Annotated in this window: 19 protein-coding genes, 1 other RNA gene and 1 pseudogene; 8 read left to right on the top strand and 13 right to left on the bottom strand. The window is 66.6% G+C overall.

The genetic code is table 11. From position 1 onward, the window contains the following. Nucleotides 1–821 precede the first annotated feature (821 nt). The 7 genes from PC39_RS11435 to cypR all read right to left on the bottom strand — a co-directional run bounded on the left by PC39_RS11435 (nucleotide 822) and on the right by cypR (nucleotide 7,306). Complete coding sequence (locus PC39_RS11435; RefSeq protein ID WP_353253524.1) at nucleotides 822–1,739, bottom strand: alpha/beta fold hydrolase; 918 nt, start codon at nucleotides 1,737–1,739, stop codon at nucleotides 822–824. Continuing rightward, nucleotides 1,711–2,895, bottom strand: a complete 1,185-nt coding sequence (locus tag PC39_RS11440; RefSeq protein ID WP_353253525.1) for an acyl-CoA dehydrogenase family protein — start codon at nucleotides 2,893–2,895, stop codon at nucleotides 1,711–1,713. The genes PC39_RS11435 and PC39_RS11440 overlap by 29 nt, the downstream gene beginning before the upstream one ends. Before the next feature lie 18 nt (nucleotides 2,896–2,913). Further along, on the bottom strand, nucleotides 2,914–4,419 hold the full coding sequence (locus PC39_RS11445) for an acetyl-CoA acetyltransferase (RefSeq protein ID WP_353253526.1): 1,506 nt from the start codon (nucleotides 4,417–4,419) through the stop codon (nucleotides 2,914–2,916). After that, nucleotides 4,416–4,889: a PaaI family thioesterase gene (locus tag PC39_RS11450; protein WP_353253527.1), complete on the bottom strand. Its 474-nt coding sequence runs from the start codon at nucleotides 4,887–4,889 to the stop codon at nucleotides 4,416–4,418. Before PC39_RS11450 ends, PC39_RS11445 begins: the two co-directional genes overlap by 4 nt. Then, entirely contained in the window at nucleotides 4,886–5,371 is a 486-nt protein-coding gene (locus tag PC39_RS11455) for a PaaI family thioesterase (RefSeq protein ID WP_353253528.1), read from the bottom strand. The genes PC39_RS11450 and PC39_RS11455 overlap by 4 nt, the downstream gene beginning before the upstream one ends. Then, the gene (locus PC39_RS11460; protein WP_353253529.1) at nucleotides 5,371–6,084 is read right to left on the bottom strand and encodes a transglutaminase-like domain-containing protein; all 714 of its coding nucleotides are present in this window, start codon (nucleotides 6,082–6,084) and stop codon (nucleotides 5,371–5,373) included. Before PC39_RS11460 ends, PC39_RS11455 begins: the two co-directional genes overlap by 1 nt. A 145-nt stretch (nucleotides 6,085–6,229) precedes the next feature. Next, nucleotides 6,230–7,306, bottom strand: a complete 1,077-nt coding sequence (gene cypR / locus PC39_RS11465; protein WP_353253530.1) for a transcriptional regulator CypR — start codon at nucleotides 7,304–7,306, stop codon at nucleotides 6,230–6,232. Nucleotides 7,307–7,427: 121 nt separating this feature from the next. Between cypR and PC39_RS11470 the strand changes: the two genes are divergently transcribed. From PC39_RS11470 to PC39_RS11490, 5 genes and pseudogenes are all read left to right on the top strand, one after another. Continuing rightward, entirely contained in the window at nucleotides 7,428–7,748 is a 321-nt protein-coding gene (locus PC39_RS11470) for a 2Fe-2S iron-sulfur cluster-binding protein (protein ID WP_353253531.1), read from the top strand. Nucleotides 7,749–7,835: 87 nt separating this feature from the next. Further along, the gene (locus PC39_RS11475) at nucleotides 7,836–9,176 is read left to right on the top strand and encodes a cytochrome P450 (RefSeq protein ID WP_502950880.1); all 1,341 of its coding nucleotides are present in this window, start codon (nucleotides 7,836–7,838) and stop codon (nucleotides 9,174–9,176) included. 193 nt (nucleotides 9,177–9,369) lie between these two features. Next, nucleotides 9,370–9,971 (top strand): annotated as a pseudogene (locus tag PC39_RS11480) (GMC family oxidoreductase); the annotation flags it as partial. Between the two features lie 114 nt (nucleotides 9,972–10,085). Continuing rightward, nucleotides 10,086–11,318: an NAD(P)/FAD-dependent oxidoreductase gene (locus tag PC39_RS11485; RefSeq protein WP_353253533.1), complete on the top strand. Its 1,233-nt coding sequence runs from the start codon at nucleotides 10,086–10,088 to the stop codon at nucleotides 11,316–11,318. Nucleotides 11,319–11,832: 514 nt separating this feature from the next. Then, nucleotides 11,833–12,936: a histone deacetylase-like amidohydrolase gene (locus PC39_RS11490; RefSeq protein WP_353253534.1), complete on the top strand. Its 1,104-nt coding sequence runs from the start codon at nucleotides 11,833–11,835 to the stop codon at nucleotides 12,934–12,936. A gap of 5 nt (nucleotides 12,937–12,941) precedes the next feature. Here PC39_RS11490 and PC39_RS11495 read toward each other — a convergent pair whose 3' ends face one another. The 3 genes from PC39_RS11495 to PC39_RS11505 form a co-directional block, all read right to left on the bottom strand. Continuing rightward, on the bottom strand, nucleotides 12,942–13,706 hold the full coding sequence (locus PC39_RS11495) for an EAL domain-containing protein (protein WP_353253535.1): 765 nt from the start codon (nucleotides 13,704–13,706) through the stop codon (nucleotides 12,942–12,944). A gap of 646 nt (nucleotides 13,707–14,352) precedes the next feature. Next, nucleotides 14,353–14,429, bottom strand: a non-coding RNA gene (locus PC39_RS11500) — sX9 sRNA. A 58-nt stretch (nucleotides 14,430–14,487) separates the two neighbouring features. Further along, complete coding sequence (locus PC39_RS11505) at nucleotides 14,488–15,138, bottom strand: glutathione S-transferase family protein (protein ID WP_353253536.1); 651 nt, start codon at nucleotides 15,136–15,138, stop codon at nucleotides 14,488–14,490. A gap of 96 nt (nucleotides 15,139–15,234) precedes the next feature. On the opposite strand from PC39_RS11505, the gene PC39_RS11510 reads away from it, so the two are divergent. Further along, complete coding sequence (locus PC39_RS11510; protein ID WP_353253537.1) at nucleotides 15,235–16,035, top strand: enoyl-CoA hydratase; 801 nt, start codon at nucleotides 15,235–15,237, stop codon at nucleotides 16,033–16,035. A gap of 7 nt (nucleotides 16,036–16,042) precedes the next feature. Here the strand turns inward: PC39_RS11510 and PC39_RS11515 are convergent, their stop codons facing one another. The 3 genes from PC39_RS11515 to PC39_RS11525 all read right to left on the bottom strand — a co-directional run bounded on the left by PC39_RS11515 (nucleotide 16,043) and on the right by PC39_RS11525 (nucleotide 21,232). Continuing rightward, nucleotides 16,043–17,698, bottom strand: a complete 1,656-nt coding sequence (locus tag PC39_RS11515; RefSeq protein ID WP_353253538.1) for an FAD-binding dehydrogenase — start codon at nucleotides 17,696–17,698, stop codon at nucleotides 16,043–16,045. 269 nt (nucleotides 17,699–17,967) lie between these two features. Then, a complete protein-coding gene (locus PC39_RS11520; RefSeq protein WP_353253539.1) occupies nucleotides 17,968–18,792 on the bottom strand; it encodes a universal stress protein in 825 nt (274 codons plus the stop codon). A gap of 1 nt (nucleotide 18,793) precedes the next feature. Next, entirely contained in the window at nucleotides 18,794–21,232 is a 2,439-nt protein-coding gene (locus PC39_RS11525) for a Lon protease family protein (RefSeq protein ID WP_353253540.1), read from the bottom strand. 132 nt (nucleotides 21,233–21,364) lie between these two features. Here PC39_RS11525 and PC39_RS11530 point away from each other — a divergent pair, with 132 nt between their 5' ends. Next, nucleotides 21,365–22,597 carry an APC family permease gene (locus PC39_RS11530; RefSeq protein WP_353253541.1) on the top strand — a complete coding sequence of 411 codons (1,233 nt, stop codon included), beginning with the start codon at nucleotides 21,365–21,367 and terminating at the stop codon, nucleotides 22,595–22,597. Between the two features lie 136 nt (nucleotides 22,598–22,733). Next, nucleotides 22,734–25,784 carry an EAL domain-containing protein gene (locus PC39_RS11535; protein ID WP_353253542.1) on the top strand — a complete coding sequence of 1,017 codons (3,051 nt, stop codon included), beginning with the start codon at nucleotides 22,734–22,736 and terminating at the stop codon, nucleotides 25,782–25,784. The last annotated feature ends 15 nt before the right edge of the window (nucleotides 25,785–25,799 follow it).

The raw sequence follows: 25,799 nt of genomic DNA on the forward strand, positions 1-25,799 counted from the left end.
ATCAATAACCAATTGAATTTGTTCGATAATTTAACCGGACACTAGTGATGGCAGTTATATCTTCGGCAAACCCAGGCAACGGTCGAAACGTAACCCTGCCCCACTACCCCAGAGCGTCGTGAAGCGACTTGCCCGACATCCCAGATATACCCAGAGACCGTCGCCCCGGAAAGGTGCGAAGCACCTTATCCGGGGTCCAGATTTCCGGCCGGGCATGGATCCTGGATAACCCCCGGATCGAGTCCGGGGCAGGCTTCTCCGCGGTTTCCGGGATGACGGGCGCGCGCTAAAGGGTTTGTCAGTTATATGATTGCCTTTTTTATGGGTATCCCGAATTTACTGTGCCTAGATTCAACTCGTAAGCGCCACTGTTTGAGTTCGGAGAGAGGGGGTGAGCTGGGCTGTTATTCATCCGTTCTCATTCGTGTGGATATCCGCAACGCAAGCCGGGCCACGGCAGGTCCGAGGATGTGGAAATTCAGAAGACCTATTCGGAATAATCCACTTCTGGAAGTCCACAGAGGGTAGGGATATGAGGACCGTACTCGACTAGCCGGCTCCCGGTCTTCATCGATACAGCGGCACGCGTGAATGTCATGTCATCAGTCACAGATTCGCAGCCACCCGGACACATCAAGGAGCGACGAGTGCCAACTTGGAAGTGCGGACCAAGTCGACAGGGGGCAATGATGCGGAGCATCATTCCGCCTTTCCGGCCAGTCGGATAGCTGATTGCAGCGCGCCATCGAGATGCCTGACCCCTGCGTGGCGATTCGTCTGGCCACCAACTGGGGACGCAAGGCTGGCGGCGGGCACAGCACTCAGGTGTTCTGGGGTAACATAGCCTGCCGTACGGCATCGCGGACCGCGTCCGGTCGCTCCATGGGCAGGAAATGGGTCGTTCCGGCGAGGACGTTCACGTCGGCGGAAGGCAACAAGGCGCGCAGGCGCTGGCGCGCCCTTGGCGAGAAGGTAGATGCGCGTTCCGCGGCCAACGCTATCACCGGACACTGCAACCGACGGATGCCGGGCCAGGGGTTGTGTTCGGTACGGGCGAAGGTGGTGCTTTCCCACTCCGGCGCACAGGCCAGACGAACATGACTGCCATGCTGCACGAGGCCGTGCTGGACATAGGCTTCAATCCATGCCTCGGGCCAGGTCTTGAAGCCACCGCGGCCGCGAAAGTTGTCCAGGGCGGCGGCGCGCGAGTCGAACACCCTGCGCCGGCGTGCCGCGCCGGCGGCCAGCGAAAACCGGTGGGACCGGCGTAGCAGCTTGGTCAGCCACAACATCCAGCCCTGCCAGCGATCCATGATCACGGGCTCCGCCAGGATCAGGCCCCGCACCTTGTCCGGCCGTCGGGCCGCGGCCATGATGCTGGTGGTGGCGCCGATGGAATGGCCGGCCAGCCAGATCGGTTCAGCCAGGTTGTCCAGAAAGGCGGTCAGGTCCCGATAGTAGGTTTCCCAGCCGCGGAAAGTCGCGAGATTCGCCGCCTCGGCGCTGGCCCCGTGGCCCCGCATGTCCCAGGCCAGCACATTGCAATCGTCCGCCAGCTCGTCGAGCAGCGGTCTGTACAGTTGTCCATGGAAGCCCGTCGCATGCGCCCAGTGCAGCGTGGGGCGTCCGGCCGATCCCGGCCAGCGCCACAGCACGATTTCCCGGCCGTCCGGGGCCGTGAATCCGTCGCGCTCGATCACGCCGGGGGACTCAGTAGGATTTGGGCAGGCCGAGGACATGTTCACCAATGTAATTGAGCAACATTTCGTTGTTGATTGGCGCGATCTCCATCAGCCGGGCCGAAGGCCATAGCGTGATGATGTCGTAGTCCCTGTCGAAGCCGTAGCCACCGTGGGTTTGCAGCGCAGCCTCGACGGCCTTGACCGCGGCGCGCGAGCCCAGCAACTTGGCCATGTTGGCATGGGCGCCGGCATTGCCGCCCTCATCGAAGGTCGCGGCGGCCTGGATCATCATCAGCCGTGCGGCCTCCAGTTCGGCCTTGGCCTCGGCCAGCCGGTGCTGCAAGGCTTGGTAGCTACCGATAGGCACGCCGAAAGGTTTGCGGTCGTTGGCGTAGGCCACGGCCTTTTTAAGCGCGTAGTTACCCATGCCCACGGACATGGCGGTAACCAGCAGGCGTTCCGAGTTCAGCGCCTCGAACATCCCGGCCAGGCCCTGTCCCGGATTGCCGATCAAGCGGTCCGCGCCGAGTTCGACGTCGTCGAAGAAAACCAGGTACTGACGCTCCGGCCAGCCGACGTCAATGTTCAGGGGCTGCAGCTCCACGCCGGGTGCGTCGGTATCCACCACGAACAGCGACATACCCTCGGTGCGGCGCTCGACCTCGCCGGCCTTCTGGGTGCGGGCCACGACCAGCATGCGATCGGCGTCCGCTGCGCCGGAAATGAATACCTTGCGCCCGGTCAGTCGGTAGCCTTCGCCATCCCGCGTCGCCAGCGAGGACATCGCGAAGCTGTTGGTGCCGGCATCCGGCTCGGTGATGGCGAAGCACAGCTTTTCGGCGCCGCTGATGGTTGGTTTGACGAAACGCTCGATCTGATCGGACGTGCCGTGGCGGATGATCGGCACCCGCGCGAAGCCGGTGAGCAACAGCATGGGCAGCACCAGTCCGGCCTCGGCCAGCGCTTCCATCAGCGCGACTAGTTCCACCTGGCCGCCGCCCGTACCGCCCAGTTCCTCGGGGATGGTGATGCCGAGCAGCCCGTATTCGCCCAGCGCCTCCCAGGCCTCCTGCGGGAAGCGATGGTTATCGATGCACTCGCGCATGTATTCCCGGCCAAAGCCTTCACTCACAACGCGGGTGGCCTCGCGAATATCGCGCATGCGCTGGGCAACGCTGGTCTGGTCGAATTCCAATTCGGGCACGGCATCCATTCTATCTTCTCCTCGCGTTTAATCGTCGGGGGTGAACAAATTGCGCTTGCCGTCGCTGTGTACGCGGCCCGTGCGATTGAGAAACTCCTCGTTGGTCATGGCATCGAGCAGGCCCGTTTCGGCGGGCGTGTTGGCGACAAAGCGCCGGCCATCGTCCAGCCGTCCCAGGACGATGCCCTGAACCGGCTGGTCGGCGCGGTCGTGCATGACGGTGTAGCTCTCGATGCGGCCATTGCCTTGCGCCTGTTCTGCGACATCGACGACGGGGCCGGCGTCGATCTCTGCTTGCAGACCGGCCTCGTCGATCGGCCGCCAACCGCCGGCCGGGGGCCGTCCGCCGTAGAGGCCCAGCGAATGCTTGCTCATATACCAGCCTACGCCACTGACCAGTCCGGTGGCGCTTCGGTCGGCGCGGATGCGGGCCATGATCTCGGCGATAGCATGGGTGCAATAGTTGTTGCCGGGTCCGCCGTGGTAAGCCAGCCCGCCCGTGACCGTCAGCGGCCGGGAATCTTCGGGCGCGATGCCCAGCGCGTCGCGGGCCATCTGCACCGCGCTGGGGAAACAGCTGTACAGGTCAAGGTGATCGACAGCGTCGATGGCCAGCCCGCTGGCCGCGAGCAACCGCTCGGCGCAGGCGGCGATAGCCGGCGAGCGGGACAGATCCGCCCTTTCGGACACCCACCAATGGTCGTGCGCGTTTGCGGCGGCCAGGGGGTAGACCCAGCGCTCGGGGTCGATGCCCAGGTCCCGGGCCTTGGCCGCGGACATCATCACCAGCGCGGCGGCCTGATCCACCGCGATGATGGCGTTCATGCGCTTGGTGTAGGGGGCGCCGACCATGCGGTTTTTCGGTGTGCGCTCGGCGATGTCGGCCGCCGAAAGCGGCTCACGGCGCCAGGCCTGCGGATTGTTCACCGCGACGGCATTGAGCCGGGCATACAATTCGCCCAGCATCTGTCGGTGCTCGATTGGGCCATGGCCGTAGCGGCCGCGCAGGGCCTGCTCGAACAACGGATAGATCTGGATGGGCAGTTCCAGCCCGTGGCGTTGTTCGGTCGCATTGGTCGGCTCGCGGTCGTCGCCGAGCAGCCGCGGGCCCTCGCCGGTCGCGTTGTCGATCACCCCGGACAGGCCGGCGCCCTTGCCGCGCATCTGCGTGGCCAGCGTCTCACCGCCCGCGATCAAGACACAATCGAGCTCACCGGCGGCGATGCGATCCGCGTAATAACCGACCAGCCATTGGCCCATATTCCCGCCGATGGGGGTGTAGAAGCGCTCGCCGGGTCCAATGCCCAGGCACTGCGTCAGGCTGGCCGGCGCATCGGGATAGGCCGGCGCCAGAATGTTCAGGCAGGTCAGTGACTGGATCTGCCCCAGCACGCCGGCCACGCCGCAGTCCGCGGCCGCGGCCCGGGCAGCCTCGGCGATCAAGCCGATCGGCGTGCGCTCGGCATCCGGCTCGCGCGCGGTGATCTGGCCGGCGCCGACGAGTACCGGCGTCGTCCTCTCCCTGTTCGTCATGCTAGTTCTCGTAGCCGTCGATCGGTGGACGGAAAAAGCAGTTGAACCCGTCCGCTGGAAATCGGCGCGCTGGCGCCTTCCTGCCGGCAGGTCACCTGCACCAGACTGGTACGGCGGCCCTGGCGAACAATCTCGGCCCTGGCGAAGGTGGATTGCGCCCGGGCCGAGCGCAGGTAGTCAATGTTGCAGTCCAGGATGCGCGGGCGGCGGGTCCCCGCGTCCTGACTTTGCGCAGCAATACGCGCGGTGATCTCGATAAGCGCCCCGAGCACGCCGCCGTGCAGGGCGGGCAGCATGATATTGCCGATCAGGGCTTCACGGTACGGCAGATGAACCTCCATGCCGGTCTGGCCCTGCTGGATTTCGAGCCCAAGATGGCGGGCGTAGGGGATGCGCTCCAGCATGGCCTGCCAGGCGGTGCCCGCGCTATGATCGGCTCTCGATTCCACCGGATTGGTGATGCCCCTCATGCGCCGTCTTTCCTTTCGTTGATCACCTTGAAGCGTTTGCCCGGGGTATTGCGCATGAAGGTGGCCGTGCCTGTGGCCACCGGCTGCTCCTCTCCCTCGGAGAGGATTTCACAATGGATGAACGCGACCTCGTCGGTGAGATGGCGACAGCAGGCGATCGCCAACAAGGCGCGGTCGCTGGCGGCCGGCCGCAGATAATCCATGCGCAAATCCAGCGTGGCGATCGGTGTCAGCTCCCGAGCCGCGGCGAATACCGCCAGCCCGGCGGCCGAGTCCGCCAGTGAATACAGCACGCTGCTGCAGATTTCCTCTGCGTCATCATCGGCGAGCAGCCACGGCTGCGGGACCAGGCGCATGCGGACCTGATCGGCTTCCACCGCAACCACCTGCAGGCCCAGATCCCGGCTGTGCGGCACTTGCTCGCCGAACTGCCGCGCCACCGCCACGGGATCATTGTCCGGCAAACCGCCTGCCCCGGACATCAGCTCTGCGCCTTTTCCCGTTCGATCTCCACCCCCATGTCGCCCCTGAGTTCATCGGGCGCAGCCAACAGACGCGGATAATGTTTGCGATAAACGGCTTCCAGCTCGGCTAACGGCAGGTCGGCGCGCGGGCCGTGATCGGCCAGATACTGCATGTGGCGACGCCCGGCGGTGTCGAACTCGTGCATCAGTGCATCCTCGCGGCCGTCGAATTCCAGCGCCTTGACGCCGAAGCGTTCGCACAGTTCGATGTTGAACGCCGGGGTGGCCTTGACCCAGCGCCCGCCCAGCCACAACTCGGTATAGCCGTGGTGATAGAAGATGTCGGTTTGCATCAACCTCAGCAGACGTTCACTGGCGAGGTGGTTTTTCACATCCGCCAGACCGATGCGCGCGGGGATACCGGCGGCCCGGGCGCAGGCCGCCAGGAGGCAGGCCTTGGGCACGCAATAGCCTCTGCCCGCGGCCAGGGTGGCGCTGGCACGCAGGTGAACGGGGTCAAGCGAGAACGTGTAGGGGTCGTAGCGGATTTCATCGCGCACCGCATAGTAGAGCCGCACGGCGCGTTGTCTGTCTTCGCCAACCCCGGCGCGGTCTCGGGCAAAGGCCTGAATGGCGGCTTGGCCGCTATCGATGAAATCACCGGGCGCCAGGTAGTCGTGGGTTTCTACATTCATGTGGCCATTCATTCGATTGAGTGCATTGACGGCCATAGCCGAGCGTGGATGAGCGCAGCAAGAGCCAGTTTAAACGTGCTGACAGTAGGCGGGCGGCGGCAGGCCGACGAGGACATTTTTTGCCAATACGAGGTCTGTTCAAGACACTGAGCCATGTTCCGGGGAGCAACTGTTGACCCGGCTAGGATGATGGGCCCGACCGATGCATGGCTCGCAAACTGGCACTTTGCCTGTATTGATCGGGCGGCTGACCGAACCAGCGCTTGAAGGCGCGCCTGAAGCTCGCGGTGTCATGGTAATTCAACAGCGAAGCGGTGGCCTCGATTGACAAGTGACTGTCACACAAATAGCTCACCGCCTGTCGGGACAGGATCTCGTCGCGAATTTGCCGAAAACCGCTGTTTTCTTGTTTGAGCTTGCGCGCCAGGGTGCGTTTGCTCATGAACAGAGAGGCCGCCGCCTCGTCTTCAGTGAGCGTTCCGGGCGGGCGGGACAGCATCATTTTCTTGAGCCGGGTCGGAAAGTCCAAATCACGGGTCTGAAGTCGCGCAAGCATGGATTCGCACTGCTGCAAGGCTAGACGATAGTTTTCATGATTGGCGGAGGCGTTCGGTTTTCGGCACAACGCCATCGGTAATTTGCACACCAACTGATTGCAGCCAAAGCGAATCCGCCCAGGCAAATAGTCCGGGTAGATGGCGTGGTATGCGGGCGCTGGATGGGCGAAACATACTTCGGACTCATACAAGGGCCGACCTACAATAAATTCGCCGAAGTCGAAAAGTACCTTGACCATCGTGTCCGCCAGGCAACGCTCGACATCCTCATCCAGCGGCACCTGGAAATTCACCAGGCATTCCAGGCTATCTTCAACCTGCCGCAAGTGCACTTGAATAAAGCTCGCGCGCGTGGGTAGGAACGTGTGAATCGCCTGCAGCGCGGCGAACAGATCCGGGCTGCTATTGGCGACAAAACCCATCGCACCGTGGGTCGCCGGGGTCAGCCGCGTACCCAGCCGTAATCCGAACTCCGGCTTGCCGGACAATTCCAGTGCATTGCGCAGAATCCGGATCTGCTGGGCCGCGGTGAGCAGGCTCTCCTCGCCCAACAACTGCGCAACGTCGAGCCCGGTGCCGCGCAACAGTCTGGGCAGTTGTCGCGCCGCCAAGCCAAGTTCTCGGGCAATCAGCCGCGAGTAATTCGACGGAATATCGGCTTTGGGGTTTTGCGAACCCTCAGCCTGCTGCGTCGTTGTCATGGGCGCCTCCACGGAGCGCCTAAGTGTCTTTAAATGTCCCCTCACTGTCAAGAAATGTCCTCGTCGGTGTGTCGACGCACTGCCAAGCTTCAGCGTGGATAGCCCTGACAGGAGAGAGGCAGTGGGCAAAATTACTTTTATCGAGCACGACGACACCGAACATGTCGCTGAATTCGAGGCGGGCGCCTCGCTGATGCAAGTCGCAGTTGATAACGCGATCCCCGGCATCGATGCGGACTGTGGCGGGGAGTGTGCCTGCGGCACATGCCACCTCATTGTCTCGGACGAGTGGTTCGACAAGACCGGCACGCCCGGTGATGACGAAGAGCAGATGCTGTCCATGACCCCGGAGCGGGCGAGAACCTCGCGTTTGGGCTGCCAGGTCAAGACCACCGAGGCGATGGACGGCATGACCGTTCGCCTTCCCGAATTCCAGATGTAAGCACTGGAGAACGCCATGTCAACGCAAATCCAAGCAATCGACGCAATCCAGACCCGAGTGGTCAATGCTACCTCCCGGGTGGTGCCTATGCATTGGCAGATCCGGGGGCTGAAGCTGTTGGTGAATGCCAAGAAGAAAATCATCGGCCCGCGGCGGCCCATGCCCAACTTCGTTGAAACGCCCATTCCTGATGTCAGCACACTGGCGCTCGAAGACATCGATCTCAGCAACCCTTTTTTGTACCGGCAAGATCAGTGGCGCGCCTACTTCAAACGGCTGCGTGACGAGGCGCCGGTGCACTACCAGAAGAACAGTGCATTCGGGCCATTCTGGTCTGTGACGCGCTATGAGGACATCCTGTTCGTGGACAAGAACCACGAACTCTTCTCCTCCGAACCGCTCATTGTGTTGGGCGACTTCCCGGAAGGGCTGCCGGTGGAAATGTTCATCGCGATGGACCCGCCCAAGCACGACGTGCAGCGTCGCTCAGTGCAGGGCGTAGTGGCGCCGCGGAACCTGAAGGAAATGGAAGGGCTGATCCGCGCGCGCACCGGGGAGGTGCTCGACAACCTGCCCTTGGACGAAGCCTTTAACTGGGTGTCGGCGGTATCGAAGGAGTTGACGGGCCGCATGCTGGCCACGCTACTGGATTTCCCTTACGAGGAACGTCACAAGCTGATCGACTGGTCGGATCGAATGGCCGGCACCGCAGCGGCGACCGGCGGCGAGTTTGCCGATGAAGAGAACATGTTTGACGCGGCCGCTGACATGGCCTGGTCTTTCTCGCAGCTGTGGCGTGACAAGGAGGCACGCCGCGCGGCGGGCGAGGCGCCTGGTTTTGACTTGATCAGCATGCTGCAGGGCAGTGAAGACACACAGGATATGATCAATCGGCCGATGGAGTTCATCGGCAATCTGGCGCTGCTCATCGTCGGTGGCAACGATACCACCCGCAACTCCATGAGCGGCGGCGTGCTGGCCATGAATCAGTTCCCGGGGGAATTCGCCAAACTGAAGGCAAACCCGGAGCTGATTCCGAACATGGTCTCGGAAATCATCCGCTGGCAAACCCCGCTGGCGCATATGCGCCGGGTCGCCACGCAGGACGTGGAACTGCGCGGTCAGACCATCAAGAAGGGCGACCGCGTGCTGATGTGGTACGCCTCGGGCAATCGGGACGAACGCAAGTTCGAAAATCCCGATGACTTCATCATCGACCGCGAGGGCGCGCGGCACCATATATCGTTCGGCTATGGTATCCACCGTTGCATGGGCAACCGTCTGGCCGAACTGCAACTGCGCATTCTGTGGGAGGAACTGCTCAAGCGTTTTGACAGCATTGAAGTCGTTGACGAGCCAGAACGGGTGCAGTCCAACTTCGTGCGGGGCTATTCCAGGTTGATGGTCAAACTGACGGCAAAAAGTTAACGAAACGTCTGACCAGGATGGCGTCCGAGCAATTCGATTATGTGGTGGTCGGTGCGGGCTCGGCCGGATTGCCATCGCCAACCGCCTGTCCGAGAGCGGCCGCAATCCATTTGTGAACATGCCACTGGGTTTCCTGCAGCTGATGTTCAGCCGCCGCTACAACTGGCAGCTCAATACGGAGCCGCGGCGTCACACGAGCAACGGTGCCGAGGCCGACGGGTTCATCCGGCCCCGCCGGAGGAGGCAATACCCGACCTGCAACTGCACTTCGCGCCCATGCTGTACGCCGATCACGGGCGCAAGCTGAAGACTGCGATGAGCGGTTAGGGCTACGCGACGATGATTTATCGGTCTGCACAGTACCGACCCGTTCGCGGCGCCGCTGATCGACCCCAGCTACATGGTCGAGTCCGTCGACGTCGAGCGACTCGTACGCGGGGTGCACCTGGTGCGCCGGATCCTGGCGCAGCCGACCTTCGCGCCGCACCACGAGGTCGAGATGTCCCCGGCCCGGCACTGCAGAATGACGACGACCTCGCCGCATGGATGCGGCGCAGCGGTGAATCGGCGTATCACCCGGTCGGCACCTGCAAGATGGGCGTCGATCCGCTGGCGGTGGTCGATCCGCGTCTGCGCGTGCATGGCCTGCAACGCCTGCGGGTGGTCGATGCCTCCATCATGCCGACGCTGGTCGGCGGCAACACCAATCAGCCGGCGATCATGATCGGCGAGAAGGGCGCCGCGATGCTGCTTGAGGATGCCGAGCCCCCGGCGGCTGAGCGCCGCGTGCGATAAATCGCGGGGCGTGCTTGACAGCACCATGCCGGCCGACCCGACCTTGTGCTCGTCCCGGTTGGCATTTGGAGGCCTGAACTATCCGATCCCGAGGCACAGCGAAAGAGAGAGGCTATGGCAAAAAAACCGCAAGATGCGACGGTCATCGTTGGAGGCGGGCACGCGGCAGGCACGCTCCTGACAACCTTGCTGCAAAAGAAATATCAACAGGAGGTGGTTCTGGTGGGCGAAGAATCTCATCCACCATACCAGCGACCGCCTCTGTCCAAGAATTACCTGGCAGGAGATGTTGATCAAGAGTCGCTGTACCTGAAACCGCGCTCGGTGTACGAGAACGCGGGCCACCAGTTGCGGCTCGGTGTGCGGGTCGAACAGATCGATCGAGACAACAAGACCATCAGGTTGTCGGATCAGGGCACGTTGAAATACGACCGACTCATCCTGGCCACGGGGTCACATGTTCGACGTCTGAATGCGCCCGGGGCTGACTTGAAGGGCATTCATTATCTGCACGACATAGCTGACTCAGATGCCCTGCGTGATCAATTTTCCCCGGGGCAACGCCTGGTCATCGTGGGTGGCGGCTATATCGGCCTGGAGGTGGCCGCCATCGCCGTAAAGGGAGGTCTCAAGGTCACGGTGCTGGAAGCCGCCGATCGCGTCATGCAACGTGTCACCGGCCCGGAAATCTCGGCATTCTTTCAGGCCAAGCACCGTAGTGCCGGTGTGGAAGTGCGCCTGGACACGGCGGTTATCGGCTTCGAGTCCGATGACGCCGGTCATGTGGCTGGCGTGGCGGTGGCGGACGGCTGCACCGTGCCGGCCGACCTTGTGCTCGTCTCGGTTGGCATCATGCCGGAAACGGCGCTGGCTGAATCCGCCGGTCTGCCCTGTGATGACGGTATTCTCGTCGACGAGTATGCGCGCAGCGACGACCCCGCCGTCCTAGCGATCGGTGACTGTACCCGCCACCGGAATCTTTTCTTCGAGCAGCCCCAGCGGATGGAGTCAGTCGCCAACGCGGTCGATCAAGCCCGTATCGCGGCGGCTACCCTGATGGGAGACTACAAACCCTACGATGCCGTTCCATGGTTCTGGTCGAACCAGTATGACGCACGCCTGCAGATGGCGGGGCTGTCCAAGGGTCATGATGAGCGGGTGGTGCGGGGTAACCCCCAGGACGGGGCATTTGCGGTGTTCTATATGCGCGGAGGCAATCTCATTGCTGTGGACGCGGCAAATATGCCTATAGCTTTTATGGTGGGTAAGAAGCTCATCTACCAACGCAGAGACATCGACGCTGAAGCATTGAGTGATCCCCACGTCGAATTGAAGTCTTTGGTCTGAAGCATGCCAAGACGGCCGTCCGTGACCATGGCGCCCTTCCGCGGCATGGCGGTATTACCTTCTTCTAAACCTTGTGCATCCTTCTAAACCTTGTGCATCGCTCCCTCGACAGCATCGGCTGAGTAAATCGAAGCGTATGCCGATATCCCGTGCGGCCTGGTCCACACTGCTATCTGCATGACGGAAAAAATCAACGGTTCGTACTTGAAATCGGAAATGAATCTTCTTCGCTGGGATATGAGCACTCTTTTCAACATTGTGGCCTGTTTCGTAAGCGTCCGTGCAACGGGGCGTACTCCACGCTGTGTTCCAGTTTACGAGCCGACACCCGCACAGGGAATGGCCACATGCCCTTCGTGGTTTACAGGTTGCATGTCACACTCGGCAAAGCCATCGAGCCCACTCTGCATTCCGGATACCCTGTTTATTGGCGGCACCGGGACGCGACCGGCTGTCCTACAATCGACCGGTCGCCACGAGACGCACAAGCACCGCGAGAACGAGGAGATAACCCATGACCACCGGATTCGTCTGGCACGAGCTCTACATGTGGCACGACACCGGCCGCGCCGCCGGCATCGTGCCGCCCGGCCTGACCGTGCAACCTTACGAGCACGCCGAAAACGAGCACACCAAGCGCCGCTTCAAGAGCCTTCTCGACGTGAGCGGGCTGACGCGCTCGCTGACCTTCGTCGAGCCGCGCCCGGCCACGGTCGAGGAGATCCTGCGGGTACACACCCGCGCCTACGTGGACAAGGTCCGCGGCCTCAACGAGACCGGCGGCGAGGCCGGGCCGTTCACGCCCATGGGCCCGGGCAGCTACGACATCGCACTGCTTTCGGCGGGCGGCGTGATCGCCCTCGCCGACGCCGTGGCCGACGGCAGCGTGGACAACGGCTACGCCCTGGTGCGGCCGCCGGGTCACCACGCCATGCCGGACCTGGGCATGGGCTTCTGCCTGTTCGGCAACGCCGCCATCGCCGGCCGCCACCTGCTCAGCGAACGCGGCCTGGGGCGCATCGCCTACGTCGACTGGGACGTGCACCACGGCAACGGCACCGAGGCCGCCTTCTACGACGACCCGCGGGCGCTGACCATCTCCATCCACCAGGATCGCTGCTTCCCGCAGGACACCGGGGCGGTGACCGACAACGGCAGCGGCAAGGGCGAGGGCTGCAACATCAACGTGCCGCTGCCGCCCGGGTCGGGACGCGGCGCCTACGAGGATGCCTTCGACCGGGTGGTGCTACCGGCGCTCAGGCGCTACCGGCCGGAATTCATCTTCGTGCCCTGCGGCTTCGACGGCGGCGCCTTCGATCCGCTGGGCCGGATGATGCTGTACGCGGAGGCCTACCGCGGCCTGACCGAGCGCCTGTGCACCGCCGCCGCCGAGCTCTGCGGCGGCCGGCTGCTGCTCTGCCACGAAGGCGGCTACAGCGCGCCGTCGGTGCCCTATCTGGGCCTGGCGGTGATGGAGACGCTGACGGGCGAGAGCACCGACATCGAGGATCCGTTCCACGAGTTCATGAGCGGCCTCGGCCAACAGGAACTGCAGCCGCACCAATCGGCCGCGGTGGACGCCGCCGTGGCACTGGTCGAACGGGTGCCCGCGGGCTGACGGGATCAGGTCCCGGCGTAGACCGACGCCGGGACCTCCGGCAGCGTCTCGAAGCCGGGGCGCGCGAACAGGAAGCCCTGGAAGCACGTGATGCCGAAGTCGCGCAGCGCGCGTAGTTCCCCGCGGGTCTCCACGCCCTCGGCGATCACGTCGATCCCCAGGTCGCGGCAGACCTGGAGCACGCCCCGCACGATGGCTTGGCGCCCTCGGTCGCGGTCGATGCCGCGTACGACCGCCATGTCCAGCTTGATCAGATCCGTCTGCAGGTCCGCGAGCAGATTGAGGCCGGAATAGCCGGCACCGAAATCGTCGATCGCGGTCAAAAACCCCTGGCGCTGGTACTCGCGTACGATCCCGCGCAGGTGGGCATGGTCGACGACCTGTTCGCCCTCGGTGATCTCGAAGATGATCCGGTCCACCGGGAAGCCGTGACGCTCGCAGGCCTCCAGGGTCGTGCGGATGCAGTGCTCCGGTTGGTAGACGGCATTGGGCAGGAAATTGATGCTGAGCCGGCCGGGCATGTCCAGTTCCGCCGCCATGCGCACGGCCCGCACGCGGCAGGCCTGGTCGAAGGCGTAGCGGTTGTCGGGACCGATCCGGTCCAGCACCGTCGGCGCCGGCTGGCCGGCCGGGCCGCGCACCAGGGCCTCGTGGGCGTACACGCCACCGGCCTCGATATCCACGATCGGCTGGAAAGCCATCGAGAATGCGATCTCCAGCCCCTCGCCGTCGCGGCAGAGGGGACAGGGTTCCCCGTTGCCGCAGCTCATCGGCCGTCGCCCTCGATCCGTATCGCGGCGCGGACAAGACGCCTCGCGCTCATGGTTTCCTTCACAACCCTTCCCGTCACCAGCACATGTGTCATGATGCCCCGACACGCACGCGGGCATCCAGCCCGGTGAGCGCCAAACAGGCGACTATCTCGCCGGCAACCCCGCCGACCGAGCCAATCAATCCGTCGTCCCGGATACCCGCTCCCCCGTGGTCCCGGACACCCCCTCCCCCGTCGTCCCGGAAAGGCGCTATGCGCCTTATCCGGGACCCAGGGAAACAGTCCAGGCGGGTCACGCCTTCGCGGCTTTGGCTAACCGGCCTGGACCCCGGATATGCGCTGATGCGCATTCCGGGGTGACGGGGCAAGTGGGCGTCACGATTGCCCCTGGAGGCCTCTGCATAACGTCACGAACGAAGGCGGGTTGATCGCCGCCGGAGCGCAAAACCGTGCAAAGGCCACCTCTGGGGTTTGTCGACGACCTAACGCCGTAAAAAAGCCCGCGCCGAGGCGCGGGCCAACGGCAAGGCGACCGCCCGGGCCGGGCGGCCCTGGCACGACCGGTCGTGCGCAGGCTCCTCCTCCAGCCTTGCCTTCGCGTACTACGGGCACGCGGCAGTGATCGGATGCGAATTCACAGAGGGTGTCTACAAAACGTAGCGAGCGAAGGCAGGTTGGGCGCCGCCGGAGCGCAGGGACCGCAGCGTATGCCGCAATACGTGAGGCTCCCGAGCACCGCCGGCGCCCAAGATGCCGAGCGCATTAGTTTTGTAGGCACCCTAGAGTCGCATGCCCAGCTCCTGCCAGTTAGCCGCCAACGTGTCCTGCGCGCTCTGGCGCCCGTCCATGCGCTGGAACCAGGGGCCGAGGTTCTTCAGGCCGGGATCCAGCGGCTGGCCGACGCTGCCGCAGAAGTCCACGCAGCAGTAGAGGATCAGGTCGGCCAGGGACAGGCGATCGCCGCAGATGTAGTCCTTGCCGTCCATGAGCCCGTCCAGCCACTGGAGGCCGTCGCGCGCGCAGGTCTTGAGGCCGTCCGCCGCCTCGGGCAGGCAACGCACACGGTCGCGGAACAGGTCCAGGCCTTCGGCATAGCGGAAGCCGCGATACATGTTCTCGGTGATCTCCAGCTCCACGCGGCGCACCCACATCCGAGTCTGCGCGCGCTCGACGGGGTTCGTGCCGATCAGGGCCGGCGTCGGATGCGTCTCCTCGATGTACTCGCAGATCGCCACGGTCTCGCCGATCACGGTGCCGTCGTCCAGTTCAAGCGCCGGGATCTGGCCGCCCGGATTCTTGTCGGTATAGGGCGGGCGGCGGTTCTCGGCGCTGAACAGGTCCACCGCCTCGGTCGGCAGCTCCACGCCCTTCTCCTGCAGGAACATGCGCACCATGCGGGGATTGGGGCCGGGCGAATCATACAGCTTCATGGGTATCTCCTCGGGCTTCGTTAATTTAATGTTCGTTCAGGACGAATCCGGCAATATACACGCCTGCCACACACGGGCAATCCGAGGACCAACGCGATGACCAACGCCCGACCCGACGCCGAGGATGTGCTTGTCCTGCGTCACGACCGCGAGGACGGCGTCACAACCCTGACGTTGAACCGGCCCGACCGCTTCAACGTGCTCTCCGAGGCAATGCTGGCGGCGCTGCGCGACGCTCTGGACGCCATCGCGGTATCATCCGACGTGCGCGTGGTGGTGATCGCCGGCGAGGGACGCGCCTTCTGTGCCGGGCACGACCTCAAGGAAATGCGCGCCCGGCCCGACGGCGACTATTACCGCTGGCTATTCGCCGAGTGCAGCCGCATGATGCTCGCGATCCGGGACATGCCGCAGCCGGTGATCGCCCGCGTGCACGGCGCCGCCGCCGCGGCCGGCTGCCAGCTCGTGGCCACCTGCGACCTCGCGGTGGCATCGACCGATGCCGTCTTCGGCACCACCGGCATCCGCTACGGCCTGTTCTGCTCCACGCCCGGCGTGGCGCTGTCGCGCAATGTCCCGCGCAAGAACGCCTTCGAGATGCTGGTGACCGGCGATACCGTCGACGCCGCGACCGCCCGCGAGCTGGGCCTGGTCAACCGCGCCGTGGCACCGACCGAGTTGAATGCCGAGATCGACCGCCTGGCCGCCGCCATCCTGGCCCGGCCGCGCGGCGCGGTCGCCTCCGGCAAGCACCTATTTTACCGCCAAGCCGAGCTCGGGCTGGAGGAGGCCTACGCCCTCGCCGCCGAGAACATGGCCTGCGACATGCTCTCGGACGAGGCCTGCGAGGGCATCGACGCCTTCCTGGAGAAGCGCCCGCCGGCGTGGGGACGCTAGCGCGAGGTCAGCCGATCGCCTCCGAGGCGGCCCGGCCGGCGGTGCGCCCCGAGAACAGGCAGCCCCCGAGGAAGGTGCCCTCCAGCGAGCGGTAGCCGTGCATGCCGCCGCCGCCGAAGCCGCTGGCCTCGCCTGCGGCGTACAGGCCCGGCAGCGGCTCGCCGTCAGCCTTCAGCACCCGGCCGGACAAGTCCGTTTCCAGGCCGCCCAGGGTCTTGCGGGTGAGGATGTTCAGGCGCACCGCGATCAGTGACCCGGCCTTGGGGTCCAGCAGCCGGTGCGGCTTAGCCACGCGCGAGACCTTGTCCGCGAAGTAGCGGCGCGCGCCGTGGATGGCCGTGACCTGCAGGTCCTTGGTGTAGGGGTTGGCCATCTCGCGGTCGCGCGCGACCACCTCACGCTCCACCTGCTCCGGGTCCAGCAGCGGCTCGTCGGTGAGCCCGTTCATGCCGCGGACCAGTTCGCCGAGATCGTCGGCCACGACGAAATCCGCGCCATGCTTCTTGAACGCCTCCACCGGCCCCGGCGCACCCGAGCCGATGCGGCCGAGAACCCCGCGCAGGCTCTTGCCCGTGAGATCCGGGTTCTGCTCCGAGCCGGACAGCGCGAACTCGCGCTCGATGATCTTCTGGGTGAGCACGAACCAAGTGTAGTCGTACCCGGTCTGCATGATGTGCTCGAGCGTGCCCAGGGTATCGAAGCCCGGGAACAGCGGCACCGGCAGGCGCCGGCCGCGGGCGTCGAGCCACAGGGACGACGGGCCGGGAAGGATACGGATACCGTGGCGGGTCCAGATGGGATCCCAGTTCTCGATGCCCTCGGTGTAGTGCCACATGCGGTCGCGATTGATCAGATGGGCGCCGGCGTCCTCGGCGATACCGAGCATACGCCCGTCGACGTGGTCCGGCACGCCGTGCAGCATGCGCGCCGGCGGCGCGCCCAGACGCTCGGGCCAGTTCTGCCGCACCAGCTCGGGATTGGCGCCGATGCCGCCGCTGGTGACGATCACCGCCTGCGCCCGCAACTCGAACCCGCCGGTCACCTCGCGGTTGCTGGGAGCCCCGCGCTCGGCGTCGCTGGGTGCCAGCACGTCCCCGCGCACGCCCACGACGGCACCGTTCTCGGTCAGCAGCCCGGTGACCCGGTGGCGGAACTTGAGGGTCGCCCGGCCGGCTTCCTCGGCCGCGCGCACCCGGCGCACGAAGGGTTCCAGCAGGCCGGGGCCGGTGCCCCAGGTGATGTGGAAGCGCGGTACGGAATTGCCCGGGCCGGTGGCATCGTAACCGCCGCGCTCGGCCCAGCCCACGATCGGGAAGAAACCCACGCCCTGCTCGCGCAGCCACGACCGCTTCTCGCCGGCGGCGAAATCCACGTAGGCCTCGGCCCAGCGCCGCGGCCAACGGTCCTCGTCACGGTCGAAGCCGGCGGTGCCCTCCCAGTCCTGCCAGGCGAGGGCGTGCGAGTCGCGGATGCCCATGCGCCGCTGCTCCGGCGAATCGACGAAGAACAGTCCGCCGAAGGACCAGAAGGCCTGTCCGCCCAGGCTCTGTGCCGGCTCCTGGTCGAGTAGGCACACCCGCCGGCCGGCGTCGGCCAGCTCCGCGGCGGCGGTCAGGCCGGCCAGCCCGCCGCCGACCACGATAACGTCGGCCTGTTCGCTCATGGGTTCCCCTCCCCGTCGGTCGTTGGTATGAACGATCTTTGCCGCGATCATGCCTGCCGCGGGCGGCGGGGACCATGGTAAATCCATACGCGGCGGCCACCACGCGGGCTCATGGGGTATTTAGCAAGTTGTCGCGAGCAGGAGGCCGGTTGGGCGCCGAGGTTTCATAGACGCCCTCTCAGAGGGTGTTTACAAAGGGCCCTCCCCTGCAAAGAGGGAGCACCGCCGGCACCCGAGATGCCGAGCGCAGTAGTTTTGTAAACACACTCTCAGGGCACGAGCATGACCGGGACTTGCGCCGCCGCCACCAGACCGGCGGCGCCCTCGCCGTGCAGGAGGGCCGGATGCCCGGCGGACAGGACCAGCACACGCGCGCGCTCGCGCGCGACCCGATCGGCGAGGTCGGCACCGCGGGCGGCGCCCGCCGCCGACACGCGGTGGGGAATGCCGCGTTCCGCCAGCCAGCGCATCGCCGCTTCGCCGTCGTCGCCCGCGCCGGCGGCACCGGCCAGCAGCACTACCGGCTCGTCGGCGGAGAGCCGCAGGGCGACCGCCAGCGGCAACAGCGTCTCGTCGGCCGCGCCGGATGCGACCGCGACCCCCGCGACACCCGCCGCCGGCGGCTCGGCGGGCACGAACAGGACCGGACAGGGCGGCGCCGTCGCGAGTCGGCGGGCGGTGCCGCCGAGGCGCACGCCCCGTGCCGACGACCAGCCCACCCGGCCGACCACCATCCAGTCTCCCGCGGCGGCCCGGGCATGAATCTCCGCGGGCAAGCGGCCGCGGGCCACGTCGAACTCCCAGGTCACCGCCTGCCGGGCCGCCGTCGCCGCCAGGTGCGCGCGCAGCCGGTCGGCACGCTCGCGCAGCCGGACGCTCAACCGATCGGCATCCAGGTGTCGCGCGGCACCGGTCGTCACCCCGATCTCGGTGGCGAACGGAAACCCGGCCGCATGCACGAGATCCAGCTCCTCCACGAACACCGCCTGCGCCGGCACGCGCCGGCGGCCGGCGAGCTCGACCGCGGTCTCCAGCGCGCGCAGGGCGCTTCCGGAGTCGTCCACGAAGGCCAACACGCGCGACCGGTCGGCCATGTCAGTCCCCTGCCCCGGCGCCGTTGCCGTTGCCGTTGCCGTTGCCGTTGCCGTTGTCACGCCGGGCGCGGTCGAAGGCGTCGAGACGTTCCCGCACGCGCCGGTTGAGCGTGCCCTCGGGGAAGACGCCGTTCGTGTCGGGCCCGCCGACGGTCAGGCCGGTGAGCAGGGCCAGGGCCTCGTCGACATGGCGCACGGCATGCACCCGGAAACGGCCCTCGGCCACCGCCTCCCGCACGTCCGCCCGCAGCATCAGGTGGGGCACGTTGCTGGCCGGGATCAGCACGCCCTGGTCGCCGGTCAGCCCCTGCCGGCGGCAGACATCGAAGAAACCCTCGATCTTCTCGTTGACGGCGCCGATCGCCTGGATCCGGCCGTGCTGGTTGATGGAGCCGGTGATCGCCAGGGCCTGGGAGATCGGCGCGCCGGCCAGCGCCGAGAGCAGGGCGCAGAGCTCGGCCGCGGAGGCGCTGTCGCCCTCCACGGGCCCGTAGGACTGCTCGAAGGTCAGGCTCGCCGACAGCGACAGGGACCGCTCGCCGCCGAAGCGCGCGCCCAGGAAACTGCTCAGGATCAGCACGCCCTTGGAGTGGATGGCGCCGCCCAGTTCGATCTCGCGCTCGATGTCGATCACGTGACCGCGACCGGCCCAGACATTGGCGGTGATCCGCGTCGGCCGGGCGAACCGGAAATCGTCCAGATCGTAGGCCGCCAGGCCGTTTACCTGACCGACCGCCGTCCCCGTCACAGCCACCAGCAGGACGCCGCGATCGATCTGGCGGTAGGTCGCGTCGCGCAGCCGGTCGGCGCGGCGGATACGCTCGTCGATCGCGCGCTCGACATCGGCGGCCGTGGTGGGTTCGTGCCCCGCCTCGCGGGCCCAATGATCCGCCTCGCGCAGCAGGTCGGTCAGGGCCTCGGCATTGGCGGTCAGGCGCTCGCCGTCGTCCGCCAGGCGACTGGCGTGCTCGACGATCCGGCCCACGGCCCCGCGGTCCAGGGCCTGCAGCCCCTCGCGCCGCACCAGGGTCGCGAGGAAGCGCGCGTACAGCGGCACGCTGTCCCCGTCCCGCGCCAGATCGTCCTCGAAGTCCACCTGGACCTTGAACAGGCCCGGGAAATCCGGGTCATGGGCGCTGAGCAGGTAATACAGGCTGCGGTCGCCGACCAGCACCACCTTAAGATCGAGCGGCATGGGCTCGGGCTGCAGGGAGACCGTGGACGCGAGGCCGAGCACCCGATCGATCGACTCGATGCGGACCTCGCCGGCCGCCAGCGTGCGCTTGAGCTCTTCCCAAGCCCAGGGCTGCATCAGCACCTTGCGCGCGTCCAGCACCAGGTAACCGCCGTTGGCCTCGTGCAGCGCGCCGGGACGCAGCAGCGTGAAATCGGTGAGCAGGGCACCGTTCTGCACCTGATGCTCGACCCGGCCGACCAGGTGCTGATGGCTCGGCAGGTCGGCATAGACCACGGGCGCGCCCTCGCGGCCGCTGTTGTCGACCAGGGTATTGACCCGGTAGCGGTTCAGGATCGCGTGCATCGCCTGCTGCTGGCCGACACCGGCGAGAAATGGCGCGGCCGGCCGCTCCTGGGCACGAAAGGCCTCGACGTTCTCGATCACGTCGTGCCGCACGGCGTCGAGATGGGCCACGACCTCGGCATGGGGGGCGTAACGGTCCTGGAGCTCGCGGATCAACGGCCCGACCGCGAATTCCGCCATCTCCTGGTTCAGTGTCTTGACGTCCTGGCGCTGCGCGCGCAGCCACTGCGGCATCTGCAGCAGCACCTTGCGCAGCCGTTCCTGCAGCTCGCCGATGGTCTCCTGCCAGCGTTGGCGCTCGGCCTCGTCCAGGCTGCGGAACTTCTCCGGGTCCATCACCTCGTCGCCGTCCCTGGGCGCGAACGTGAACCCTGACGGCGTGTGCAGGAGCGCCACGTTGCGGCGCTCGGCCTCGCGTTCCACCTCGGCGAAGGCCGCCTGCTGACGCTGCTGCAGCGACGACTGCATGTCCTGCAGCCGAGCCTGGTACTCCTCGCTCTCGAACACCGCCGGCACGGCCGACGCGAGTTCCTCGACCAACCGGTCCAAATCGCGCCGCAGCGCCGCGGCCCGGCCCGCGGGCAGCGACAGCAGGCGCGGCTGGGCGGGCTGATCGAAGTTGTAGACGTAGCACCAGTCGTCCGGCACCGGCTCCCCGGCGGCACGCGCCTCCAGCATGCGCCGCACGACCGAATGCTTGCCGGAGCCGCGCGGCCCGAGCACGAACAGGTTGTAGCCGTGATGCCGGATGCCGGTGCCGAAACGCACGGCATCCAGGGCGCGATCCTGGCCGACGGCGGCCCCGAGATCGGCGAGCTCGTCGGTCGTCTCGAAATCCAGCGCACCCGTGTCGCAGGGGCGGTACAGCGCCTCGGGCGCCAAGGGCTCGGTCATCGTCATGGTCCCGGCATGTTTCCGCGGGACCGGCCCGTCACCGATCCCGCCGACAAGGCTACCGCCGATACCGGCACCGCACCAATCGTCCGGCCCGACACGCGCTAAGATGGCGCAACGTCCCGACACGATTCCGGCATGCCCGCGCACGAGCCGACCGGCCCCATTCCGCTGAGCCGCCGCATCTCGCTGCCCCTGCTCGTGCTCTACGGCCTGGGCCAGACCATCGGCGCCGGCATCTATGCCCTGGTGGGCGAGGTCGCGGGCGCGGCCGGCTACGGGGCGCCGCTGTCATTCCTGCTGGCCGCGTTGCTGGCGGCCGTGACCGCCCTGTCCTACGCCGAGCTCTCCGGCCGGTATCCGCGCGCCGCCGGCGCCGCGCTCTACGTGCAGACCGGCCTGGGCTCGGCCCGGCTGGGCGCAGCGACCGGCCTGCTCGTGGTGCTGGCGGGGCTGGTCTCCAGCGCCGCCCTGATCAACGCCTTCATCGGTCAGCTCGCGGCGTTCGTACCGGTGGATCGCACCCTGGCGATCCTGCTGGTCGCGGCCGCGCTCGGCCTGATCGCGGCCTGGGGCATCCTGGAATCGCTGCTGATCGCGGGCCTGGTCACGCTCCTGGAGATCGGCGGCCTGCTGCTGGTGATCGGCGCGGCCTGGCCGGACCTGGCGACCCTGCCCGCGCGCTGGCCGGTGCTGCTCCCGGAGGCGGCGCCGGGCCCGTGGCTGGGCGTGCTCGGCGGCATGCTCCTGGCCTTCTACGCCTTCCTGGGATTCGAGGACATGGTGGACGTGGCCGAGGAGGTACGCGACGTCCGGCGCAACCTGCCGCTGGCGATCCTCGCGACCTTGGGCCTGACTACCGTGCTGTATGTCGCGATCATGGCCGCCGCCGTGCTCAGCCTGCCGCCGTCGGAGCTGGCGGCAAGCGCCGCGCCTCTGGCACGCCTGTACGCCCACCACGCGGGTATCGCGGGGCCCGCGATCTCGATCATCGGCCTGTTCGCGATCATCAACGGCGCCCTGATCTCGCTGATCATGGCCTCGCGCGTGCTCTACGGCCTCAGCCGCCGCGGCCAGCTCCCGGCCTGGCTCGGGCGGGTCCATCCGGGCAGGCGCACACCGGTGCTCGCCACGATCCTGGTCACCGCGATCTGCGCCGTCCTAGCCCTGATCGGGCGCCTGGCGTCGCTGGCGGAAACCACCTCCCTGCTGATGCTCGGCGTCTTCGCCCTGATCAACCTCAGCCTCTGGCGGATCAAGCGGCGGGAGCCGGCGGCGGCATCGGGCCTGCCGGCCTGGCTGCCGCTCACCGGCATGGCGCTCAATATCGGCCTGATCGGTTTCCGGCTGTTCAGCCTGACGACCGGCTGAGCGCGCCGGCGGCGTACAGAATGGGAACGGGTGGCCGATAACAATCCCACGCGCCGTGCGCCATGCCGGCGCTTGCGCGCGTGGCGCGGACCACACCGAACAATTTGCATGGATCGTTGGGCCGGAAGGGCGAACGGTGAGCAAGCATTCGACCGACACGATGGACAGCCCGGCATCGCGGAGCGCCGAGTCGTATTTCCGTGCGCTGCTGGAAACGGCGCCGGACGCCATGGTGATCGTCGACCACAACGGCCGTATCGCGCTGGTCAACACCCAGGTGGAGCGCCTGTTCGGCTATTCGCGCGACGAGCTGGTCGGCGGCACGGTGGAGTTGCTGATACCGGAGCGCTATCGCGGTCAGCACGTGTACCACCGCACGCAGTACCTGCGGCAGCCCAAGACCCGCGCGATGGGCGCCGAGGTGGATCTGCACGGCCGCCGCAAGGACGGCAGCGAATTCCCGGTGGACATCAGCCTGAGCCCGATGACCCTGCCGCAGGGCATCTGGACCACCGCCGCCATCCGCGACGTCACCGATCGCCGGCGCAAGGAACAGCAACTGCGCGCCAGCCACGCCCGGCTGCGGGAGCTCACGCGGCGCCTGGAACAGGAAACGACACGCCTGAAGGACGCCCAGGCCGTGGCCCATATCGGCAGCGGCGAAATGGACCTGCGCAGCGAACGCCTGACCTGGTCCGACGAGATCTACCGGATCTTCGAGGTGCCGCCGGGCAGCCTCAAGCGCTACGAGGATCTGCTCGCGCGCATCCACCCCGACGACCGCGAGGCGACCGACCGCGCGTATCGCGAGTCGATCGAGAGCCACGCCCCGTACTCGATCGTCCACCGCATCGTGATGCCGGACGGCCGCATCAAGCATGTCTGCACTCGCGGCAGCACCTTTTGCGACGATCACGGCCGTCCCCTGCGGTCGGTGGGCACGGTCCAGGACATCACCGAGAGCATGGCGCGCGAGCATGCGGTGCAGGAAAGCGAGACACGCTACCGGCGCCTGTTCGAGACCGCCCAAGACGGCATCCTCCTGATCGACGACGCCAGCGGCCGCGTGCTCGACGCCAACCCCTACCTGACCGACCTGATCGGCTACGACCTGGACGAACTGCTCGGCCGGACGCTCCCGGAGCTGCCCGCCTTCGGCAGCTCGCAGGTGGCCGACGACGTGCTCCGCGGGCTGGCCCATGCCGACTATGCCCGGCACGAAGCCCGGATCATCGCCAAGAACGGGCGCCTGATCGACGTCGAGTGCATCAGCAACCGTTACTGCGTCGGCGGCGACGCCGTCATCCAGTGCAACATCCGCGATATCACGGCCCGCAAGGAGACGGAGCGGTCCCTGGAACGCCTCAACCGCGTGCGGATGGTGCTCAGCGACATCAATACGCTGATCGTGCGCTCGCGCAGCCGGCAGGAACTGTTCCGGGACGTCTGCCGCATCGCGGTCGAGGTGGGCGGCTTCCGGCTGGCCTGGATCGGCCTGGTCGAACAGGACGGCCTGCGGCCGGTCGCGAGCCACGGCGTCGACGAGGGCTACCTCGAGGCACTGGTGTCGCCCCCGGGCGCGACCTGCCACGAAAGGCACGCGCCGACGGTCCGTGCGTACCGCGACCGCACGCGGGTCGTGGTCAACGATATCGAGCACGAGTCCGGCGCGAGCCCCTGGCGGGACGCGGCCCTGGCGCGCGGCTTGCGTTCGGTGCTGGCCTATCCGCTGATCGTCGGCGACGAGGTGGTGGGCGTGCTCGACCTGTACGCGCCGGAGCCGGGTTTCTTCGACGAGGGCGAGCTGAAGCTGCTGGACGTGCTCGCCGGCGACATCGTGTACGCGATGGAATTCATCTGGAACCGCGAGCAGATCGATTACCTCGCCTACTACGACCCGCTGACCCGGCTCGCCAACCGGCGGCTGTTCTCGGAGCGGGTGGAACAGTTCGTGAAGCTGGCGCGGCGCGACGACACCATGGTCGCCGTGCTGATCCTGGACCTGGCCCACTTCAAGTCGGTGAACGACGCCGTCGGCGCGGCCGCCGCCGACCGCATCCTGGAGGAGATGGCGCACCGGGTGGCGGAACTCGTGGGCGGCGAGGACCAGGTCGCGCGCCTGGGCGGCGACCTGTTCGCGGCGGTGGTGCCCCAGCTCAAGGACGCGGGCGACCTGTCGGCCCTGCTGCGCGACAGCGTGCGCGACCACCTGTGCCTGCCCTTCCGCGCCGGAGGTTCGGAACTGCGCCTGTCGGTCAAGATCGGGATCGCGGTATCCCCCGCCGACGGCAGCGATGCCCAGGCCCTGCTCCGGCATGCCGAATCCGCGCTCAAGCACGCCAAGGAAGCCGGCGAGCCGTACATGTTCTACGCGCACGAGATGAGCGAGACCCTCAAGCAGAAGCTCAATCTCGACAGCGAGCTGCGGCGCGCGGTGGAACAGCGCGAGTTCGTGCTGCACTACCAGCCCAAGGTGGACCTGCGGACCGGCACCGTCACCGGCGTCGAGGCCCTGCTGCGCTGGCGGCATCCCACGCGCGGCCTGTTGCCGCCGAGCGGCTTCGTGCCCCTGCTGGAGAAAAGCGGCCTGATCGTGGAAGTCGGCCGCTGGGTCCTGGGCCGGGCGGTGGCGGACTACCGGCGCTGGCGGGCCTGCGGCCTGCACGCGCCGCGCATCGCCGTCAACGTCTCCGCGGCACAGTTGCGGCAGCCGGATTTCGTGGCCCGGGTCGCCGAGGTCGTGGACGACGGCGGCACGCCGGGGGACAGCGGCATCGAGCTCGAGATCACCGAATCCATGCTGATGGCCGACATGGCGCCCAACTTCGAGAAACTGAACACCCTGCGCGAGCTGGGTGTCACCGCCACGATCGACGATTTCGGCACCGGCCACTCGTCGCTGGCCTACCTCGCGCGCCTGCCGGTGGACACGATCAAGATCGACCGTTCATTCATTTCCGGCATGGTCGGCAGCCCGGACATCCGCAACATCGTCACCACCATCGTCTCCCTGGCCCATTCGCTGAACCTGCGCGTGGTCGCCGAGGGCGTGGAGTCGCCGGAACAGGTGTCGCTGCTGCGCGCCCTGCACTGCGACGAGGCGCAAGGCTATCTCTTCAACAAGGCGCTGCCGGAGGAAGAACTGGTCGAACTTCTGCACGCCGGCAGGCCCTACCAAGTGGCATGACCGCCCGCCGGCCGG

Source organism: Salinisphaera sp. PC39, from assembly GCF_040361335.1.
In the GTDB taxonomy this organism is placed as follows: domain Bacteria; phylum Pseudomonadota; class Gammaproteobacteria; order Nevskiales; family Salinisphaeraceae; genus APNM01.

Bases quoted from the DNA above. Each gene is read 5' to 3' on its own strand.
- PC39_RS11520 (WP_353253539.1), bottom strand. From the start codon at position 18,792: ATGGCCGACCGGTCGCGCGTGTTGGCCTTCGTGGACGACTCCGGAAGC.
- PC39_RS11435 (WP_353253524.1), bottom strand. From the start codon at position 1,739: ATGTCCTCGGCCTGCCCAAATCCTACTGAGTCCCCCGGCGTGATCGAG.
- cypR (WP_353253530.1), bottom strand. From the start codon at position 7,306: ATGACAACGACGCAGCAGGCTGAGGGTTCGCAAAACCCCAAAGCCGAT.
- PC39_RS11515 (WP_353253538.1), bottom strand. From the start codon at position 17,698: ATGAGCGAACAGGCCGACGTTATCGTGGTCGGCGGCGGGCTGGCCGGC.
- PC39_RS11440 (WP_353253525.1), bottom strand. From the start codon at position 2,895: ATGGATGCCGTGCCCGAATTGGAATTCGACCAGACCAGCGTTGCCCAG.
- PC39_RS11495 (WP_353253535.1), bottom strand. From the start codon at position 13,706: ATGAGCTGCGGCAACGGGGAACCCTGTCCCCTCTGCCGCGACGGCGAG.
- PC39_RS11530 (WP_353253541.1), top strand. From the start codon at position 21,365: ATGCCCGCGCACGAGCCGACCGGCCCCATTCCGCTGAGCCGCCGCATC.
- PC39_RS11450 (WP_353253527.1), bottom strand. From the start codon at position 4,889: ATGAGGGGCATCACCAATCCGGTGGAATCGAGAGCCGATCATAGCGCG.
- PC39_RS11485 (WP_353253533.1), top strand. From the start codon at position 10,086: ATGGCAAAAAAACCGCAAGATGCGACGGTCATCGTTGGAGGCGGGCAC.
- PC39_RS11505 (WP_353253536.1), bottom strand. From the start codon at position 15,138: ATGAAGCTGTATGATTCGCCCGGCCCCAATCCCCGCATGGTGCGCATG.
- PC39_RS11510 (WP_353253537.1), top strand. From the start codon at position 15,235: ATGACCAACGCCCGACCCGACGCCGAGGATGTGCTTGTCCTGCGTCAC.
- PC39_RS11525 (WP_353253540.1), bottom strand. From the start codon at position 21,232: ATGACGATGACCGAGCCCTTGGCGCCCGAGGCGCTGTACCGCCCCTGC.
- PC39_RS11490 (WP_353253534.1), top strand. From the start codon at position 11,833: ATGACCACCGGATTCGTCTGGCACGAGCTCTACATGTGGCACGACACC.
- PC39_RS11460 (WP_353253529.1), bottom strand. From the start codon at position 6,084: ATGGCCGTCAATGCACTCAATCGAATGAATGGCCACATGAATGTAGAA.
- PC39_RS11445 (WP_353253526.1), bottom strand. From the start codon at position 4,419: ATGACGAACAGGGAGAGGACGACGCCGGTACTCGTCGGCGCCGGCCAG.
- PC39_RS11475 (WP_502950880.1), top strand. From the start codon at position 7,836: ATGCATTGGCAGATCCGGGGGCTGAAGCTGTTGGTGAATGCCAAGAAG.
- PC39_RS11455 (WP_353253528.1), bottom strand. From the start codon at position 5,371: ATGTCCGGGGCAGGCGGTTTGCCGGACAATGATCCCGTGGCGGTGGCG.